Annotated in this window: 17 protein-coding genes, 3 tRNA genes and 1 pseudogene; 11 read left to right on the top strand and 10 right to left on the bottom strand. The window is 72.6% G+C overall.

Annotated elements, in window-relative coordinates:
- Positions 1–265: 265 nt before the first annotated feature.
- Positions 266–2,107, top strand: coding sequence for an EAL domain-containing protein (locus ABZ659_RS03655; protein ID WP_360213007.1), 1,842 nt, complete (start codon positions 266–268; stop codon positions 2,105–2,107).
- Here the strand turns inward: ABZ659_RS03655 and ABZ659_RS03650 are convergent.
- The 3 genes and pseudogenes from ABZ659_RS03650 to ABZ659_RS03640 all read right to left on the bottom strand — a co-directional run bounded on the left by ABZ659_RS03650 (position 2,083) and on the right by ABZ659_RS03640 (position 3,495).
- On the bottom strand, positions 2,083–3,168 hold the full coding sequence (locus ABZ659_RS03650) for an LLM class flavin-dependent oxidoreductase (RefSeq protein WP_360213005.1): 1,086 nt from the start codon (positions 3,166–3,168) through the stop codon (positions 2,083–2,085). The two genes, ABZ659_RS03655 and ABZ659_RS03650, sit on opposite strands and share 25 nt — an antisense overlap.
- 67 nt (positions 3,169–3,235) lie before the next feature.
- Positions 3,236–3,298: pseudogene (locus ABZ659_RS03645) on the bottom strand (hypothetical protein); the annotation flags it as partial.
- Between the two features lie 29 nt (positions 3,299–3,327).
- Complete coding sequence (locus tag ABZ659_RS03640) at positions 3,328–3,495, bottom strand: hypothetical protein (protein ID WP_360213416.1); 168 nt, start codon at positions 3,493–3,495, stop codon at positions 3,328–3,330.
- 37 nt (positions 3,496–3,532) lie between these two features.
- Here ABZ659_RS03640 and ABZ659_RS03635 point away from each other — a divergent pair.
- Positions 3,533–3,602 (top strand) — tRNA-Gly (locus ABZ659_RS03635).
- A gap of 65 nt (positions 3,603–3,667) precedes the next feature.
- Here the strand turns inward: ABZ659_RS03635 and ABZ659_RS03630 are convergent.
- Complete coding sequence (locus ABZ659_RS03630) at positions 3,668–4,402, bottom strand: decarboxylase (protein WP_360213003.1); 735 nt, start codon at positions 4,400–4,402, stop codon at positions 3,668–3,670.
- 20 nt (positions 4,403–4,422) lie between these two features.
- Entirely contained in the window at positions 4,423–5,235 is an 813-nt protein-coding gene (locus tag ABZ659_RS03625) for a decarboxylase (protein ID WP_360213001.1), read from the bottom strand.
- A gap of 179 nt (positions 5,236–5,414) precedes the next feature.
- On the opposite strand from ABZ659_RS03625, the gene ABZ659_RS03620 reads away from it, so the two are divergent.
- Positions 5,415–6,362, top strand: coding sequence for a D-2-hydroxyacid dehydrogenase (locus ABZ659_RS03620; protein WP_360212999.1), 948 nt, complete (start codon positions 5,415–5,417; stop codon positions 6,360–6,362).
- Positions 6,363–6,379: 17 nt separating this feature from the next.
- The gene (locus ABZ659_RS03615) at positions 6,380–7,786 is read left to right on the top strand and encodes an amidase (protein WP_360212997.1); all 1,407 of its coding nucleotides are present in this window, start codon (positions 6,380–6,382) and stop codon (positions 7,784–7,786) included.
- Here the strand turns inward: ABZ659_RS03615 and ABZ659_RS03610 are convergent.
- Positions 7,767–8,261: a DUF3830 family protein gene (locus ABZ659_RS03610; RefSeq protein WP_360212995.1), complete on the bottom strand. Its 495-nt coding sequence runs from the start codon at positions 8,259–8,261 to the stop codon at positions 7,767–7,769. The genes ABZ659_RS03615 and ABZ659_RS03610 overlap by 20 nt on opposite strands.
- Positions 8,262–8,437: 176 nt before the next feature.
- Here ABZ659_RS03610 and ehuB point away from each other — a divergent pair, with 176 nt between their 5' ends.
- The 6 genes from ehuB to ABZ659_RS03580 all read left to right on the top strand — a co-directional run bounded on the left by ehuB (position 8,438) and on the right by ABZ659_RS03580 (position 12,731).
- On the top strand, positions 8,438–9,340 hold the full coding sequence (gene ehuB / locus ABZ659_RS03605) for an ectoine/hydroxyectoine ABC transporter substrate-binding protein EhuB (protein WP_360212993.1): 903 nt from the start codon (positions 8,438–8,440) through the stop codon (positions 9,338–9,340).
- A gap of 15 nt (positions 9,341–9,355) precedes the next feature.
- Entirely contained in the window at positions 9,356–10,102 is a 747-nt protein-coding gene (gene ehuC / locus ABZ659_RS03600) for an ectoine/hydroxyectoine ABC transporter permease subunit EhuC (RefSeq protein WP_360212991.1), read from the top strand.
- Positions 10,099–10,743, top strand: coding sequence for an ectoine/hydroxyectoine ABC transporter permease subunit EhuD (gene ehuD, locus ABZ659_RS03595; protein WP_360212989.1), 645 nt, complete (start codon positions 10,099–10,101; stop codon positions 10,741–10,743). Before ehuC ends, ehuD begins: the two co-directional genes overlap by 4 nt.
- Before the next feature lie 7 nt (positions 10,744–10,750).
- Positions 10,751–11,566, top strand: a complete 816-nt coding sequence (ehuA, locus tag ABZ659_RS03590) for an ectoine/hydroxyectoine ABC transporter ATP-binding protein EhuA (RefSeq protein ID WP_360213380.1) — start codon at positions 10,751–10,753, stop codon at positions 11,564–11,566.
- 236 nt (positions 11,567–11,802) lie between these two features.
- Positions 11,803–12,561, top strand: coding sequence for an IclR family transcriptional regulator C-terminal domain-containing protein (locus ABZ659_RS03585; protein WP_360212987.1), 759 nt, complete (start codon positions 11,803–11,805; stop codon positions 12,559–12,561).
- Positions 12,562–12,657: 96 nt separating this feature from the next.
- Positions 12,658–12,731, top strand: a tRNA-Lys gene (locus ABZ659_RS03580).
- 64 nt (positions 12,732–12,795) lie between these two features.
- Here the strand turns inward: ABZ659_RS03580 and ABZ659_RS03575 are convergent.
- Positions 12,796–13,401, bottom strand: coding sequence for a lytic polysaccharide monooxygenase (locus tag ABZ659_RS03575; RefSeq protein ID WP_360212985.1), 606 nt, complete (start codon positions 13,399–13,401; stop codon positions 12,796–12,798).
- A 174-nt stretch (positions 13,402–13,575) separates the two neighbouring features.
- Between ABZ659_RS03575 and ABZ659_RS03570 the strand changes: the two genes are divergently transcribed.
- Positions 13,576–13,649 (top strand) — tRNA-Lys (locus ABZ659_RS03570).
- A 219-nt stretch (positions 13,650–13,868) separates the two neighbouring features.
- Here the strand turns inward: ABZ659_RS03570 and ABZ659_RS03565 are convergent.
- The 3 genes from ABZ659_RS03565 to ABZ659_RS03555 all read right to left on the bottom strand — a co-directional run bounded on the left by ABZ659_RS03565 (position 13,869) and on the right by ABZ659_RS03555 (position 15,962).
- A complete protein-coding gene (locus ABZ659_RS03565; RefSeq protein WP_360212983.1) occupies positions 13,869–14,528 on the bottom strand; it encodes a class F sortase in 660 nt (219 codons plus the stop codon).
- A gap of 3 nt (positions 14,529–14,531) precedes the next feature.
- Positions 14,532–15,056 carry a hypothetical protein gene (locus ABZ659_RS03560; protein WP_360212981.1) on the bottom strand — a complete coding sequence of 175 codons (525 nt, stop codon included), beginning with the start codon at positions 15,054–15,056 and terminating at the stop codon, positions 14,532–14,534.
- Between the two features lie 126 nt (positions 15,057–15,182).
- On the bottom strand, positions 15,183–15,962 hold the full coding sequence (locus tag ABZ659_RS03555; RefSeq protein ID WP_360212979.1) for an HAD-IIA family hydrolase: 780 nt from the start codon (positions 15,960–15,962) through the stop codon (positions 15,183–15,185).
- Positions 15,963–16,004 lie beyond the last annotated feature (42 nt).

Below are 16,004 nucleotides of genomic sequence, written 5' to 3'. Positions count from 1 at the left end.
CCAACACCCCCGGCCGCTCACGGAACGTCACAATCCGGCACGGCAGGATCGAAGCCGTCCCGGCGTGGGCAGAAACGATCTGTCAGAAGTACGGTGTCGTCCGCGACACTGGACGGGCACGGGACAGTGGCTGCACGGCCAGGGCCCCAACCCCTATGATCGGCACACTTTCCTGACCGTTTCCTGCCGGATTTCCTCGGGGATTTCCTGCCGGACAGAGGTCGACCAGCGACCGACCGGAACAAGTGCACTGCGGGAGCGAGCGGTGAGCGGAACGTCCGAAGGGCCGACGCCCGCGGCAGACCTCATCGGGCCAGCCGTGACAGAAAGTAACGACAAGGCGCCTCCTGGTACCGGCTCCGGGGCCGCAGCGGCGCCGCCGTTCCGGTCGGCGTTCGCGACCGCGCCGCTGGCGATGGCCGTCGTCGACCGCGAGGGCCTGGTGGTCAGCGCCAACGACGCCTTCGGGGAACTGCTCGGCACCGGCCGGGAGCCGCTGGCCGGGCGGATCGCCGCCGACCTGGTCGACCTCTCCGCCGACCCGCGCGCCTGGCACGCGTACCGCGAGGTGCTCCGCGGGCGGCAGGCCAGGCTGCGCTGCTCGCGGCGGATCACCCTCCCCGACGGCCACGCGGTCTGGGTGCGGGTGACGGTCTCGCCGCTGCCCGAGGGCGTGCTGCTGTCCGTCGCCGACATCAGCGCCCACCGGGATCTCCAGGCCAGACTCCGGCACTTGCAGATGCACGACCCGGTGACCCGACTGCCCAACCGCGCCCTGTTCTTCGAGCGGCTGTCGGCCGCCGTCGAGTCGGGCGCCTACGAGCGCGGCGGCACCGGCCGGATCGGCCTGTGCTACCTGGACCTCGACGGCTTCCAGGCGGTCAACGACACCCACGGCCACCGCGTCGGCGACCGGCTGCTGGCCGCCGTGGCCGAACGCCTCACCCGCTGCGCCGGACAGGCCGCGCACCCCCGCGCCAGCGCTCCGCTGGTGGCACGGCTCGGCGGGGACGAGTTCGCGCTCCTGGTGGAGGGCTCCACCGGCACCGAACAGCTGGCGGACCTGGCCGAGTCGGCGCTCACGGCGCTCCAGCGGCCCTTCGACCTGGTGGGCCAGCGGCTGTCCGTGTCGGCGTCGATCGGCGTGGTGGAACGCCGGGCCGCGGGCTCCACGGCGACGGGGCTGATGCAGGCCGCGGACACGACGCTGTACTGGGCGAAGGCCGACGGCAAGGCCCGCTGGACGCTCTTCGACCCCGAACGCAACGCGCACCGCATGACCCGCCAGGCCCTCGCCTCCACGCTCCGCCCGGCGATCGACCGGGGCGAGTTCGTGCTGGAGTACCAGCCGCTGGTCGGGATGGCCGACGGGCGGCTGAGCGGTGTCGAGGCGCTGGTCCGCTGGGACCACCCGCAGTTCGGCGTCCTGACCCCGAACCGGTTCATCGCCCTGGCCGAGGAGGACGGCGCGATCGTGCCGCTCGGCCGCTGGGTACTGGCCACCGCCTGCCGGCAGGCCCGCCGCTGGCAGGTCGACCGCCCCGACGAGCCTCCACTGTTCGTCAGCGTCAACGTGGCGGTCCGCCAGGTGTGGGACTCCGACCTGGTGGCGGACGTGGCGGAGATCCTCGCCGAGACCGGCCTCGCCCCGCACCTGCTGCAACTGGAGCTGACGGAGTCGGCGGTCATGGGCTCCGCGGGCCGCCCCCTCCAGGTCCTCAAGGCGCTCAGCGAGATGGGCGTGCGCATCGCCATCGACGACTTCGGCACCGGCTACTCGAACCTGGCCTACCTCAGCCGCCTCCCCGTGAACGTCCTCAAACTGGACGGCTCGTTCGTGAAGGGCTTCCAGTACGAGGGTGACGGGGCCGCCGGTGACGGCGCTGGCGCGGACGAGGTCATCGTCGAGGCGATGATCCAGCTGGCCCACCGGCTGGGGCTGACCGTGACCGCGGAGTGCGTGGAGACGTCGTCCCAGGCGACCCGGCTGCGGCACATCGGCTGCGACACCGGGCAGGGCTGGCTGTACTCCCGCCCGGTGTCACCGGAGCGCATCTCCGAACTGCTGCGCCCGCCGGTCGGTCAGCCCGCGGTGGGCAGCCCGTAGGCGTCGGCGACGAGCGCGTAGGACCGCAGGCGTACGTCGCCGCTGTGCGCGTTGGCGGTGATCATCAGCTCGTCGGCGCCGGTGCGCTTCTGCAGGTCGTCGAGCCCGGCGCGGACCTGGTCCGGGGTGCCGTGCACGACGTTGGCGTTCCAGGAGCTGACGAACTCCCGCTCCATGGGCGTGAACGCGTACGCCTCCGCCTCCTCCGGCGTCGGCACGAGCCCCGGTCGGCCGGTGCGCAGCCGCACCATGCTCAGCGCGGCGGCGAGCACCTGGCGCCGGGCCTCGGCCTCGTCCTCGGCGGCGAGCGCGGAGACGCCGATGAGGGCGTACGGCTCGTCGAGCACGGCGGACGGGCGGAACGTCTCGCGGTAGAGGTCGAGCGCCGGGATGGTGTTCTGCGCGGAGAAGTGGTGGGCGAAGGCGAACGGCAGCCCCAGCAGCCCCGCGAGCCGGGCGCTGAACCCGGAGGACCCGAGCAGCCAGACCGGCGGCCGGTGCGGGGACTGCACCCCGCCCGGGGAGGTGGCCTGCACCGGACCGGGAACGGCGTGGACGCGCCGGTACGGGTGCCCGTCCGGGAAGTCGTCGTCGAGGAACCGGGTCAGCTCGGCGAGCTGCTCCGGGAAGTCGTCGGCGCCCTCGTTCAGCCGGTCGGTGCGCCGCAGCGCGGCGGCGGTGGCCCCGTCGGTGCCGGGCGCCCGCCCGAGCCCCAGGTCGATCCGCCCCGGCGCCATGGCCTCCAGCGTCCCGAACTGCTCCGCGATCACCAGGGGCGCGTGGTTGGGCAGCATGACCCCGCCCGAACCGAGCCGGATGCGGTCGGTGTGGGCGGCGAGGTGGGCGAGGATGACGGCGGGCGAGGACGAGGCGACGCCGGGCATGGAGTGGTGTTCGGCGACCCAGTACCGGTGGAAGCCGCGCCCCTCCGCGAGCCGGGACAGCTCCACGCTGGTCCGCAGCGCGTCGCTCGCGGTCCGCCCGGCCCCCACGGTGACCAGGTCCAGTACGGAGAGGGGTACGGGGGCGTCCCCCCGCGCGGTGCCCCGGATCTCTTCCACGGTGGGGTGCCTCCTGCTGCGTCGGATGGGGTGTTCGGCCCCGGTGCCAACAGGGGGTGGGGAGTCGTTATTCCTGGCGGAGGGAACGCAGGAGGGCGGCGAAGGCGGGCGCCGGGAAGGCGAGGACCGCGCGAGCGGGGGCCTTCGAGTCCCGGACGGCTACACCATCGCGGCCGTCACGTCCGAGGACTCGTCCAGGTCGGAGGGGATGACCCGCAGGGTCACCTCCTCCCCTTCCGAGGACTCCAGCAGCCGACCAAGCCGCGCCTGCTGGGCGGCGCGGTCCGGATGTGCGTCTCCGCCCCGGCTGGGGTACGGTGAGGACACGCCGGTCGGCGGGGCGGAAGTCCTCCAGGCCGGTGGTGCGTTGGTGGTCCAAGTCAAGACGCCCCACTTCCTGTGGGGAGATGCAGGTGCAAGCCCTGCCCGGCGCTCTGGACGAACAGGACGAACCCCGGTTCCGGGTACGGAACCGGGGTTCGTTTCGTGTTCGCGGGGGTCAGACCACCTGGACCAGGGGCTCGCGGGTGAACAGGGCGCCCAGGCGGGGCGCGTTCACCCGGCGGTCCGCCAGGCGCAGGGCCTCCCAGACCGTCACCTGGTTGGCCGTCAGGACCGGCTTGCCCAGTTCCTTCTCGACGGCCGGGACGTGCGCCGCCGTGTGCAGGGCCGTGTCGGGCAGCAGCAGCGCCTCCGCCTCCGGGTGGTCCGCCGCGCGGGCCAGCGCCAGCACCTCCGCCTCGCCCCAGGTGCCGACCTCCGCCGCGGTGATGACGCCGGAGCTGTGCACGGCGACGACCTCCAGGCCGCCGGTGCGCAGGAAGTCGGCGAACAGCAGGGCCACGTCCTCCGGGTAGGTCGCGCCGACCGCGACCCGCCGCACACCCAGTTCCCGTACCGCGTGCACGAAGGCGAAGGACGTCGAGGACGCCGCCATGCCCGCCGTCCGGGCCAGCGCGCGGACCTGTTCGTGGGCGCCCTCCCAGCCGTGCACGAAGCTGCCGCTGGTGCAGGCCCACACCACGGCCTCCGCCCCGGTGAGCCGGAGCTCCTCGACCCCGGCCGCGAGGCGCTCGGGGGAGCCCATCTCGCGCAGGGCGTCCACCCGGTGCGCGTCCTCGCCGATGTCGGTGTGCACCAGGTCCACCCGGATGTCGCTGCCCAGCAGCTGTTCGATGCGCGGATAGTCGTCCTCGGCGGAGTGGCCCGGGTAGAGGAATCCCAGTGCTGTCATGTCCAGCCTTCCCTACGTCGTCAGTCCGGCGCTTCGGGTACCTCCGGCGCCGTCGGTACGTCCGGTACCTCCGGCAGGGCGGAGCCGCCGCGCGCCGCCGGGTCCGTCAGCGCCTGGTACGGCCCCACGGCACGGGTACCCAGTCGGCGCAGCGCCGCCCACATCGTCACTTGGTTGGCCGAGATCACCGGTATCCGCAGCTCCGCCTCCAACTGCGGGATCACGTCGTACGTGGGCAGGTTGGTGCACGAGATGAACAGGGCCTGCGCGGCGCCGGGGCCGCGCACCGCCCGCCGGGCCATGCCGGCGACCTCCCGGTACGGGACCTTCCAGATGTGCCGGGTCAGGCCCATGAACGCGCACCCCGAGACCGTGACCCCGGCCTGCGCCACGTACGCCTCCAGGGACCGGGTCACGGAGACGGTGTACGGCGTGACCAGCGCGATCCGGCGTACGCCCAGCTCGGCCAGCGCCTCCAGGAGGGCGCCGGAGGTGGTCACCGCGGGCACCGTGCCCGCCCGCACCATCGCCTCGCACATCGCGCGCTCGCCCGCGAGCCCGCCGACGAAGCTGCCGGAGGTGCAGGCGTAGGCGACGACCTCGGGGCTGACGGTGATCAGGGTGCGCACCGCCTCGCCCAGCGTCTCGTGCTCGCTGACCAGCCGGGCCAGGTCCAGGCTCACCTCCACCGGGACGTACGGGGTGCGGGTGACGTGCAGGGAGACCTCGTCCGGCACCCAGCGCCACAGCTCGCGGTCGAGCGCGAAGTCGAAAGGGGCCACGACGCCGACTCCCCGCTGGGGACCGGGCCCGCCGAGAAATGTAAGGTCCATAGCCACGCACCGGCCTTTACACTGCGAAGTGGGACCGCGACGGACCGTGCGCGACGGCCGTGTTGACGAAGCTAGGTGCCGGTGCGAGCGTGGTCAATCCGCTCGCGTCACCACCCGGTCAACACCTGGTTAACGTCGTCGCAAGCCGCTGCCCGACTAGCGCGGAGACACTGCTGCCGATGCCCCTCCCCACCCTCCTCGTCCTGGACGCCGAACCGCCTCCCCGCCTCGGACGGCTCACCGGCCGGGTCCGGGTCGAGCACGCGGACGAGGCCACGCTCGCCGACCGGCTGCCGTCGGCCGACGTGCTGCTGGTGTGGGACTTCACCTCGCACGCCGTGCGCGAGGCATGGCCCGGCGACGGACCCAGGCCGCGCTGGGTGCACACGGCGAGCGCGGGCGTGGACCATCTGATGTGCCCGGAACTGGCCGCGTCGGACACCGTGGTGACCAACGCCCGCGGCGTCTTCGACCAGCCCATCGCCGAGTACGTCGCCGCGCTCGTCCTCGCCATGGCGAAGGACCTGCCGCGCACCTGGGAACTCCAGCGGGCGCGGACCTGGCGCCACCGGGAGAGCCGGAAGGTCGCCGGGACACGCGCGGTGGTGGTCGGCTCGGGGCCGATCGGGCGGGCGATCGTGGCCGTGCTCAAGGCGCTCGGCGTCACCACGGCCCTGGTCGGCCGTACCCCGCGTACCGGCGTCCACGGGCCGCAGGACCTGGACCGGCTGCTGGCCCGCGCGGACTGGGTGGTCGCGGCGGCACCGCTGACCGACGACACGCGCGGCATGTTCGACGCCCGGCGGTTCGGGGTGATGCAGCCGTCCGCGCGGTTCGTCAACATCGGCCGCGGGGGACTCGTCGACGCGGAGGCGCTCGCGGAGGCGCTGGCCAAGCGGTGGATCGCGGGGGCCGCGCTGGACGTGTTCGAGCGGGAGCCGCTGCCGCCCGACAGCCCGCTGTGGGACGTGCCGGAGCTGATCGTCTCCCCGCACATGAGCGGGGACACGGTCGGCTGGCGGGACGAACTCGGCACCCAGTTCGTGGAGATGTACGAGCGGTGGGAGAGGGGCAGGCCGCTGCCGAACGTCGTGGACAAGCGCCGGGGATACGTCCCCGGCCACTGACGCTCCCTGGAGGGTGGATGACCGACCTCGACCTCACCGCACTGACCGCCGTACGGCTGCTGCGCGGCTACCGCGCGGGCGAGTTCAGCCCGGTCGACGTGGCCCGGGCGGCGCTGGAACGGGCGGAGCGGATCCAGCCGGAGGTGAACGCCTTCGTCCGGCTGACCGGCGACGACGCGCTCGCGCGGGCCCGGGAGTCGGAGGCGCGGTGGCGGCGCGGCGAGCCGTGCGGGCGGCTGGACGGGGTGCCGGTCACGGTGAAGGACATCCTGCTGACCCGCGGCCAGCCCACGCTGCGCGGGTCGCGCGCCGTGTCCGCCGACGGCCCGTGGGAGGAGGACGCGCCGTCCGTGGCCCGGCTGCGCGAGCACGGCGCCGTCTTCCTCGGCAAGACCACGACACCCGAGTACGGCTGGAAGGGGGTGACCGACTCGCCGCTGAGCGGGGTCACCCGCAACCCGCACGACCACTCCCGTACCGCGGGCGGGTCCAGCGGGGGCGCGGCGGCGGCCGTGGCGCTGGGCGCGGGGCCGCTGGCGCTCGGGACGGACGGCGGCGGGAGCGTCCGCATCCCGGCCGCGTTCTGCGGGATCTTCGCGCTGAAGCCGACGTACGGCAGGGTGCCGCTCTACCCGGCGAGCGCGTTCGGCACGCTGGCGCACGTGGGCCCGATGACCCGGGACGCGGCCGACGCGGCGCTGCTCCTCGACGTGATCGGGGTGCCGGACGCCCGGGACTGGTCGGCGCTGGGCCCGCCGTCCGGGTCGTACGAGAGCGCGTTGTCGGGCGGGGTGCGCGGGCTGCGGGTGGCGTACTCGGCGTCGCTGGGCGGGCAGGTGGCCGTCGCCCCGGCGGTGGCGGCGGCGGTGCGGGCGGCGGTGGAGCGGCTGGCGGAGCTGGGCGCGCACGTCACCGAGACCGACCCCGACCTCGCCGACCCGGTGGACGCCTTCCACACCCTGTGGTTCAGCGGGGCGGCGCGGGTGACGCAGCACCTGGACGCGCGGCGGCGGGCGCTCCTCGACCCGGGCCTGCGGGAGATCTGCGCGGAGGGCGCCCGGTACTCCGCGCTGGACTACCTCGCCGCGGTGGACGTCCGGATGGACCTGGGGCGCCGGATGGGCCGCTTCCACGAGTCGTACGACCTGCTGGTCACGCCGACCCTGCCGATCACGGCGTTCGAGGCGGGCGTGGAGGTGCCGAAGGGGTGGGGGCGGCGCCGCTGGACCTCCTGGACGCCGTTCACCTACCCCTTCAACCTCACCCAGCAGCCCGCCGCGAGCGTCCCGGTCGGCACGGACGGGGACGGGCTGCCCGTCGGCCTCCAGCTGGTGGCCGCCCGGCACCGCGACGACCTGGTCCTGCGCGCGGCGCACGCGCTGTACGGGTCGGGCGCGGCGGCGGTCAGGCCCGGCGGAAGCTGAGCGTCTCCCCGGCCGCGCCCGAGCGCCACAGGTCGTTGCAGGCCTCCGCCATCGCGTCCAGCCCGTCGACGACCTGCCCCCAGACGATCCCCGGCACCCAGCCGACGTCCCCGTTGATCAGGAGGTTGTTGCGCTCGTAGAAGAGGGCGAGGTCGACGAGGGTGGCGCCGGGGGTGACCTCGCGGTCGTAGCCGTAGGCGCGGGTGCCGAGTTCGGCGCCCGCGAAGGTGAAGTAGCACAGGTCGCCGGGGATGGGCGTCACCGTCGGGTTCTCCAGCGGGGGCTCCGCGGGGGCGAACGGCGGGAAGAGGGCGTAGATCTCGTTGCGGGCGTACTTGGCGTGGTAGACGTCACCGCTGAGCGGCAGGGCGTCCCAGACCGCGGCGCAGGTGACCGGCGCGCGGTCGTCGAGGAGCCGGGCGGTGCAGCGGACGCCGCGCTTGGCGAGGGAGAGTTCCAGGAAGCGTTCGGCCATGCCGTGACCCTCCCCGGCCACAGGGGTCTCACACCCTCCGCCGCGCGACACGGACCGGTCTCGTCCAGGTCACCTTTGCGTCACATCAGGCGGCCGCGGGGCATACCCCCCGGCCATCGGGCAGGCGCCCCCACTGGCCGTCCGCACGCAGGCAAGACTCTGGAGGTTGCACGTCCATGACCCAGTTCCCGAACCTGTCCCGCAGGGGTTTCCTCACCAGAACCGCGGCCGTCGGTGGCGCCGTCGCCGTCCCCGGCCTGATCACGGCTTGCAGCAAGACCGACACCGGAGGCGACGGCGAGGGCTCGCGGCTGGACCAGCTCAAGGAGCAGGGCTATGTGAAGGTCGCCTACGCCAACGAGGCGCCATACGGGTACGAGGAGAACGGGGACCTGAAGGGTGAGGCCCCGACCCTGCACGCGGAGATCTTCAAGGCGCTCGGCGTCGAGGAGCTGCGGCCCACGTTCTCCGAGTGGGACGGGCTGATCCCGGGGCTCCAGGCGGGCAAGTACGACGTGATCAGCGCGGGGATGGCGATCATCCCGGAGCGCTGCGAGAAGGCCCTGTTCTCCGAGCCCGAGTTCATCTCGCCGACCGCGATGATGGTGAAGAAGGGCAACCCCAAGGGCATCACCGACCTCGCGTCGGCGAAGGCGGCCGGGGCGACCATCGGTGTGATGTCGGGCGCCGTCGAGAAGGGCTACGCCACCGCCGCCGGGATATCCGAGGGCGACATCAAGACGCTCCAGAAGCCGCAGGACGGCGCCGACGCCGTCAAGGGCGGCCGGATCGACGCCTTCCTGCTCACCGGCATCTCCCTGAACTGGCTCGCCAAGAACAACTCCGGCCTGGAGGTCACCGAGTCCTTCGTGCCGGAGGTCGACGGGGTCAAGCAGTACAGCCCCGGCGGCGCCGTGTTCCGCAAGGGCAGCGAGGACCTGCGGGACGCCTTCAACCGCGAGCTGAAGAAGATCACCTCGGACGCGGACCGCTATGTGCAGCTGATCGGCGAGTACGGCTTCGGCAAGGACACCATCCCGCCGGCCGACCTCAAGACCGCCGAGCTGTGCAAGGCCTGACGGGACCTCGCTCGCATGGGTGACTTCTACACGTACTTCTTCGACCACATGCCCGACGTGTGGTCGGGGCTCTGGGTGACGGTCTCGGCGACGGTGTTCGGCGCCGTCGTCGCCCTCGCCCTGTCCTTCGTCTTCGGCTTCATGGCGAACTCCCGCCCCGTGCTCGTGCGGGGCGTCTCCCGGGTGGTCGTGGAGTTCTTCCGCGGCACCTCGCTGTACGTCCAGCTGTTCTGGCTGTACTACGCGTTCCCGCTGCTGTTCGGCTACGAGCTGACGCCGCTGTTCTGCGGGGTGCTGGCGTTCGGCATGAACTACGGGGCGTACGGCTCCGAGGTGGTGCGCGGCGGCCTGAACGCCGTACCGAAGGCGCAGTGGGAGGCGGCCGTCGCGCTGAACATGACGCCGTTCCAGCGGATGCGGCGGGTCATCCTGCCGCAGGCGTGGGTGCAGATGATCCCGCCGTTCACCAACCTGCTGATCCAGCTGCTGAAGGCGACGCCGCTGCTGTGGCTGATCTCGGCGGCCGACCTGACGAAGGTGGTGCAGCAGATGCGCGACCGCACCGGCGAGACCACCTGGGCCTACGTGACGCTGCTGGTGGTCTACTTCGTCCTCGCCTACGCGCTGACGCTGCTGATGAACCTGCTGGAGCGGCACGCCAAGTCCCGCCTCGGCCAGGGCACCCCGGCCAAGGGCCTGCCGCGCTCCCGCACCGCGGAGGCGGCCGAGCGGCCCTCGATGACGGCGGGAGGCTCGCTGTGAACTACGACTGGGACTGGGGCGCGGTCGCCGACGCGTGGCCGCTGCTCTGGGAGGGATTCCAGACCACCCTGCTCGCCACCGTCCTCGGCACCGCCGTCGCCGCCGTGCTGGGCCTCGTCGTCGCGATGGCGGGGCGGGCGCCGTCCAGGCTGGTGACGGTGCCGGTGCGGGCGCTGACCGAGTTCGTGCGGTCCACGCCGCTGCTGGTGCAGCTGGTGGGCGCGTACGCGGTCTTCAACACCGTCGAGCCGCTGACCATCGGCATCACGGTGCTCGGCATCCACTACGCCGCCTACCTGTCGGAGGTGTACCGGGCGGGCATCGACGCCGTGCCGAAGGGGCAGTGGGAGGCGTGCCGGGCGCTGTCGATGTCGCGGCGCCGCACCTGGCAGGTCGTGATCCTGCCGCAGGCGGTCCGCAACGTACTGCCCGCGCTCGGCAACTACGCGATCGCCATGTTCAAGGAGACCCCGTTCCTGGCCGTGATCACGGTCCAGGAGATGGTCTCCGAAGCCCGCGAGTACGGCGCGACCCACTTCGTGTACGCCGAGGCGTTCACCCTCGCGGGCCTGATCTTCCTGGCGGCGAGCTATCCGACCTCGCTGCTGATGAGAAAGCTGGAGAAGCGCCTTGGCCACTGACGACCCCCTGCAGAAGACGACCCCCGAGGACAGCGCCCCCACCGGCGCGGCGGCCCCCGGGCACCTGGTGGCGTTCGACCAGGTGGTCAAGCGCTACGGCGCCCACGTGGTCCTGGACCACCTGGACCTGACCGTCGAGCGCGGCCAGCACGTCACCCTGATCGGGCCGAGCGGGTCGGGCAAGACCACGATCCTGCGGCTGCTGATGACCCTGGAGAAGGTCAGCGGCGGCACGATCTACGTCGACGGGCAGCCGCTGAGCCACATGCCGGGCCCGGACGGGACGCTGAAGCCCGCCAACGAGAAGCACCAGCGGGAGATCCGCAAGCGGATCGGCATGGTCTTCCAGCAGTTCAACCTGTTCCCGAACATGAACGTGCTCCAGAACATCACCGAGGCCCCCGTCAACGTGCTCGGCATGGAGCGCGCGGAGGCCGAGGAGCGGGCCCGGGACCTGCTCCGGCTGGTGGGCCTGGAGGAGAAGACGACCGCGCACCCCACCCAGCTGTCGGGCGGCCAGCAGCAGCGGGTGGCGATCGCGCGGGCGCTGGCCATGCGGCCGGAGATCCTCCTTCTGGACGAGGTGACCTCGGCCCTCGACCCGGAGCTGGTGGCCGGGGTGCTCGACGTGCTGCGGGACATCGCGCACACCACGGACATCACCATGCTCTGCGTCACCCACGAGATGAACTTCGCCCGGGACATCTCCGACCGGGTGATGATGTTCGACTCGGGCAAGATCATCGAGTCCGGACCGCCGGAGAAGATCTTCGGCGAGCCGGAGCACGAGCGCACCCGCGCGTTCCTCAGCGCGGTGCTGTGAGGCCACCGGCGGCGCCGGTCTTGCTGGGCATATGCCAGCGGGACCGGCGCCGTCCGCGTGTCCCCGCAATGTTGTGAACATCCGCTCACCGAGCGCTTCCGGGCGGTTATCGTGGAAAGGATCCGGCCGCCGGATCAGCGGCCCGCCGCCGACCCGGCCCCGTTGCCGGCCCGACCCCAGCCCCGACACCACCGACCGGACCGAGGCCCGCACCGCGAGCGCGCAGGGGGAACACCGTGGCGCTTCAGCACGAGCCGACCGCGCCGTACCACTCGGCCCAGGACGCCCTGCGCGTCCTGGAGACGGTGGCACGGCACTCCACCGGAGTCACCGACACCGAGATCGCCCGTCACACCGGCCTCGGCACGGAGCGCCTGACCACGCTCCTGCGGATGCTGCGCCGTGAGGGGTACGTCGAGCAGATCGCCGAGGGCGCGTACGCCACCGGCGCGGCACTGACCCGCCTCAGCTCCGCCCAGGGCCGTGACCGGGCCCTGCGCGAGCAGCTCCAGGGCGCGCTGGACCGGCTGCGTGACTCGGTGGGCGCGGCCGTCTACATCAGCCGTTACGTCGACGGCGAGATCAGCATCGACCAGTACGCGGACGGCCCGGCCACCCCGAAGGTGAACGAGTGGGTCGACTTCCGCTCCTGCGCGCACGCCACCGCGATCGGCAAGAGCCTGCTGGGCCAGCTCGACCACAACGGCCGCCGGGACCATCTGCGCCGGCACAGGATGGCCCGGCTGACCTCGCGCACGATCACCAGTGACAGGCTGCTGCTGTCCCGGCTGGAGTCGCAGCCGCCGACGGTGCCCGTCCTGGACCTCCAGGAGTACGCGATCGGCACGGTCTGCGCGGCCGTACCGATCACCGCGGGGGCCACGGCGGGCTGTCTGGCGCTGTCCCTGCCGGTGGAGCACGCCCACCGGCTGCGCCGCGCCGCCGACGCCCTGAACCGGAACGCGGCGCCGGTGCTGCTGTCGCTGGCGATCTGAGCCCTCGTGCGCGTGGTCGGGAGCACCCTCGCGGACCGGGTACTATTTTCTCCGTCGCCCCCGTGAGACGCAGGTCAAGCGGACGGCGGGAGTCATGCGCCGCTAGCTCAGTTGGTTAGAGCAGCTGACTCTTAATCAGCGGGTCCGGGGTTCGAGTCCCTGGCGGCGCACGGATATGAGGGGCCCTCGCTTCAGGCGGGGGCCCCTCGTCGTGCGCCCCGTGCGGGCCGCCCGTCAGAAGGTGACGTCCGAACAGGCGTAGAACGCGTTGCCGGTGTCATGGACCGTCCACACCGCGAGGATCACGTGGTGTCCGCTCAGCCCGGACGGCAGGGTGCCGCTGTGCGAGAGCGTCGACGGCGGGCGCTGACCGCCGTAGGGGACGGTCAGGAACGGGGTGAGGTTGAGGTCGGAGCGGGCCAGGTTGTGGTTCTGGTTCCAGCCCGGCCTGGTGACGTAGTACTTGAAGTCGGTCGTGGCGTGCATCGCCGTGAACTGCCAGCGGAAGGTGTAGCTCTGCCCGCCGTTCACCCGCGTCGTCGGCCAGGCGCCGCCCGAGGGCGTGCGCGGGCTGTCGAGCGCGGCGAACCGGGAGTTGCCCGCGGAGCAGATCCGGCCGTCGGCCGGTCCGGAGGCCGGGAACCCCTTGGGGCCCTCGACGCTCTGCGGCTCCCACTGGATGGCGCCGCAGTTGGCGACCGTGCCGTTCTGGCAGAGCTTCTGCCTGCTGACGGGGAGATCGGTGTAGCCGTGACCGCTGGCTCCACCGGAGGAGAGCACCAGGGCGCCGGTGGTGGCGAGACCCACCATCGCGGCGGACAACTTGGTCTTTCTGTGCATACTGCCGCTCCTGGGACGTGGGGGAAGATCAGTGAGCTGTGCAGGTCTAGACCAAGTCCCAGATTATGGCTGACCCTTGAACATGTCCATACCAATCGCGGGCCGCGTTCGAGGGCCCCACCCCCGCGGTCCGGCGCACCCCCGGAGGTCATGTAGAGTTAACGCCGTCAGCAGGCGCCGCTAGCTCAGTTGGTTAGAGCAGCTGACTCTTAATCAGCGGGTCCGGGGTTCGAGTCCCTGGCGGCGCACCGACAGCAAGGCCCCTCGCAGCAGCGGGGGGCCTTTTCGCGAACAGGCCGTACGAGGCCCGGTACCGCTCCCCTACCTCCTCCGTGCCCGGCGAGGAGCCGCCGGAGAGGGTGGCCAGACCCTGGAGGCGGCCGTGCCAGCCCGGTCGGCGGCCCTCGCGGGAGCCGGGCCGTTGACCGGGCCAGGTCTCCTCCCCGCGCGGCCACCGCGCCCGCCCGTCACAGCCCCGTGCCCGTCAGGTACGCCGACACGACCACGTTCGCCGTGTAGGTGCGGCTCGCCCGGTCGAAGGTGCCGCCGCAGGTGACGAGCCGGAGTTCGGCGCGGCCGGACTCCCGTGGCCCGTACGCCTGTCGGGCGTCGAAGCGGTCGCGGGTGAGGACCTGGACGTCCTCGACGGTGAACTCGGCCACCTTGCCGTCGTCGCGGACGACCCGGACCCGCTCTCCGGGTTCCAGGGCGCTCAGCTTGTAGAAGACGGCCGGACGGGTCTCGGTGTCGACGTGCCCCACCATCAGCGCGGTCCCGGCGGCGCCCGGCCGCACGCCCGCCGCGTACCAGCCGACGGCGCCGGGCTGGTCGTAGGGCGGCGGGTCGATCCCGCCCCGCGCGTCGAGGCCGCGGGCCACGACGGGGGCGCGCACGTTCAGGTAGGGGATGTCCAGGCGCTGGGGCAGCGCCGCCTCCAGGGGTTCGGCGGCGGGCGGCAGCGGTGCGGTCGGGGGGCGTCCGGCCGCCGCCATGTCGCCGGTGGTCGGCGCGGAGATGCCGTGCCGTACGTCGGTGACGTCGCGGCCCCAGAGCCACAGGCCGAGCAGCAGCAGGACCCAGACCACGCCGGTGACGACGCGTCCGCCTCGGGGGTGGTGACGGGACATCGTTCAGTCCGTTCCGCGGCTCCGGCAGACGCTCCGCAGCGCTACGGCCACGGCGGCGACGCCCGCGAGGACCAGCCCGGTGACCGCGTCGGCGGTGCCGGGACCGGCGGAGCGTTCGGCGGTGGCGAGGTCGGCGGTGCCGCCGCCGCCCGCGCGGACGGGAGCGACCGGCGAGGCGTGTCCGGTCGGTGCCGCCGCGCCGCCCCCGCCCACGGTGAGCCGGGCCTGGCGGGCGGTGCCGCCGCAGGTGACCCGGACGCCGTAGACGCCGGTGTCGAGCGTGGTGCGGATCCGGGTCTCGCCGGTCAGGGTCCCGTCCGCGCCGGTCAGCCGCGCGTCGGCGACGAACGCCGCCGAGGCCGCGACGGCCGTCCGGCCGGGGCAGTCGGTCACCCGCAGCGCGATGTCACCACCGGGCGCCGGTGCCGCGGGGGTGACCGCGACGCCGCCGTCCGCCGCGTACGCCGCGGGCGTGAGCGCGACGGCCAGCAGGGCGCCGGTACAGAGTGTGAGTCGCAGTGAACTCATCGTGAACCTCCAGACACCTGGAGACTCCCCCGCACGGAACGCCCCCGCATCCTCAGCGGGGGCGAAAATGCTCCGTACGGGTGAGTTTGGACCGATGAGCGGTTTAGATTCCCCCGCTGGCTGCGGCTAGATGCGTTCCACCAGGTCCGCGATCGAGTCGACGATCTTCGAGGGGCGGTACGGGAAGTCCTCCACCTGCTCCGGCCGGGTGAGCCCGGTGAGCACCAGGAACGTCTGCATCCCGGCCTCGATGCCGGCCAGCACGTCGGTGTCCATCCGGTCGCCGATCATGGCGCTGGTCTCGGAGTGGGCGCCGATGGCGTTCAGTCCGGTGCGCATCATCAGCGGGTTGGGCTTGCCCGCGAAGTACGGCTTGCGGCCGGTGGCCTTGGTGATCAGCGCGGCCACCGCGCCGGTCGCCGGGAGCGGGCCCTCGGTGGAGGGGCCGGTCTCGTCGGGGTTGGTGCAGATGAAGCGGGCGCCGCCGTTGATCAGGCGTACCGCCTTGGTCATCGCCTCGAACGAGTAGGTGCGGGTCTCGCCGAGGACGACGTAGTCCGGCTCGTGGTCGGTGAGGATGTAGCCGATGTCGTGCAGGGCCGTCGTCAGACCCGCCTCGCCGATGACGTAGGCCGAGCCGCCGGGCCGCTGGTCGTCCAGGAACTTGGCCGTGGCCAGCGCGGACGTCCAGATGTTCTCGATCGGCACGTCCAGGCCCATGCGGCGCAGCCGGGCGTGCAGGTCCCGCGGGGTGTACATGGAGTTGTTGGTGAGGACCAGGAAGGGCCGCTCCGAATCCCGCAGCTTCTTGAGGAAGGCGTCGGCGCCGGGGATCGGAACGCCCTCGTGGATCAGCACACCGTCCATGTCGGTGAGCCATGACTCGATGGGTCTGCGGTCTGCCATGTCTCTCGATCACTCCTGGCCTGCGTACGGATGAGCGGGGTG

It is taken from the genome of Streptomyces sp. NPDC006997 (assembly GCF_040635175.1).
GTDB lineage: Bacteria > Actinomycetota > Actinomycetes > Streptomycetales > Streptomycetaceae > Streptomyces.
The sequence above is the reverse complement of the archived record's forward strand: the minus strand, read 5'-3'. Positions and strand labels throughout refer to the sequence as shown.

Bases quoted from the DNA above. Each gene is read 5' to 3' on its own strand.
- ehuC (WP_360212991.1), top strand. From the start codon at position 9,356: ATGGGTGACTTCTACACGTACTTCTTCGACCACATGCCCGACGTGTGG.
- ABZ659_RS03610 (WP_360212995.1), bottom strand. From the start codon at position 8,261: ATGGCCGAACGCTTCCTGGAACTCTCCCTCGCCAAGCGCGGCGTCCGC.
- ABZ659_RS03560 (WP_360212981.1), bottom strand. From the start codon at position 15,056: ATGAGTTCACTGCGACTCACACTCTGTACCGGCGCCCTGCTGGCCGTC.
- ABZ659_RS03575 (WP_360212985.1), bottom strand. From the start codon at position 13,401: ATGCACAGAAAGACCAAGTTGTCCGCCGCGATGGTGGGTCTCGCCACC.
- ehuB (WP_360212993.1), top strand. From the start codon at position 8,438: ATGACCCAGTTCCCGAACCTGTCCCGCAGGGGTTTCCTCACCAGAACC.
- ABZ659_RS03630 (WP_360213003.1), bottom strand. From the start codon at position 4,402: ATGACAGCACTGGGATTCCTCTACCCGGGCCACTCCGCCGAGGACGAC.
- ABZ659_RS03565 (WP_360212983.1), bottom strand. From the start codon at position 14,528: ATGTCCCGTCACCACCCCCGAGGCGGACGCGTCGTCACCGGCGTGGTC.
- ABZ659_RS03620 (WP_360212999.1), top strand. From the start codon at position 5,415: ATGCCCCTCCCCACCCTCCTCGTCCTGGACGCCGAACCGCCTCCCCGC.
- ABZ659_RS03555 (WP_360212979.1), bottom strand. From the start codon at position 15,962: ATGGCAGACCGCAGACCCATCGAGTCATGGCTCACCGACATGGACGGT.
- ABZ659_RS03625 (WP_360213001.1), bottom strand. From the start codon at position 5,235: ATGGACCTTACATTTCTCGGCGGGCCCGGTCCCCAGCGGGGAGTCGGC.
- ABZ659_RS03615 (WP_360212997.1), top strand. From the start codon at position 6,380: ATGACCGACCTCGACCTCACCGCACTGACCGCCGTACGGCTGCTGCGC.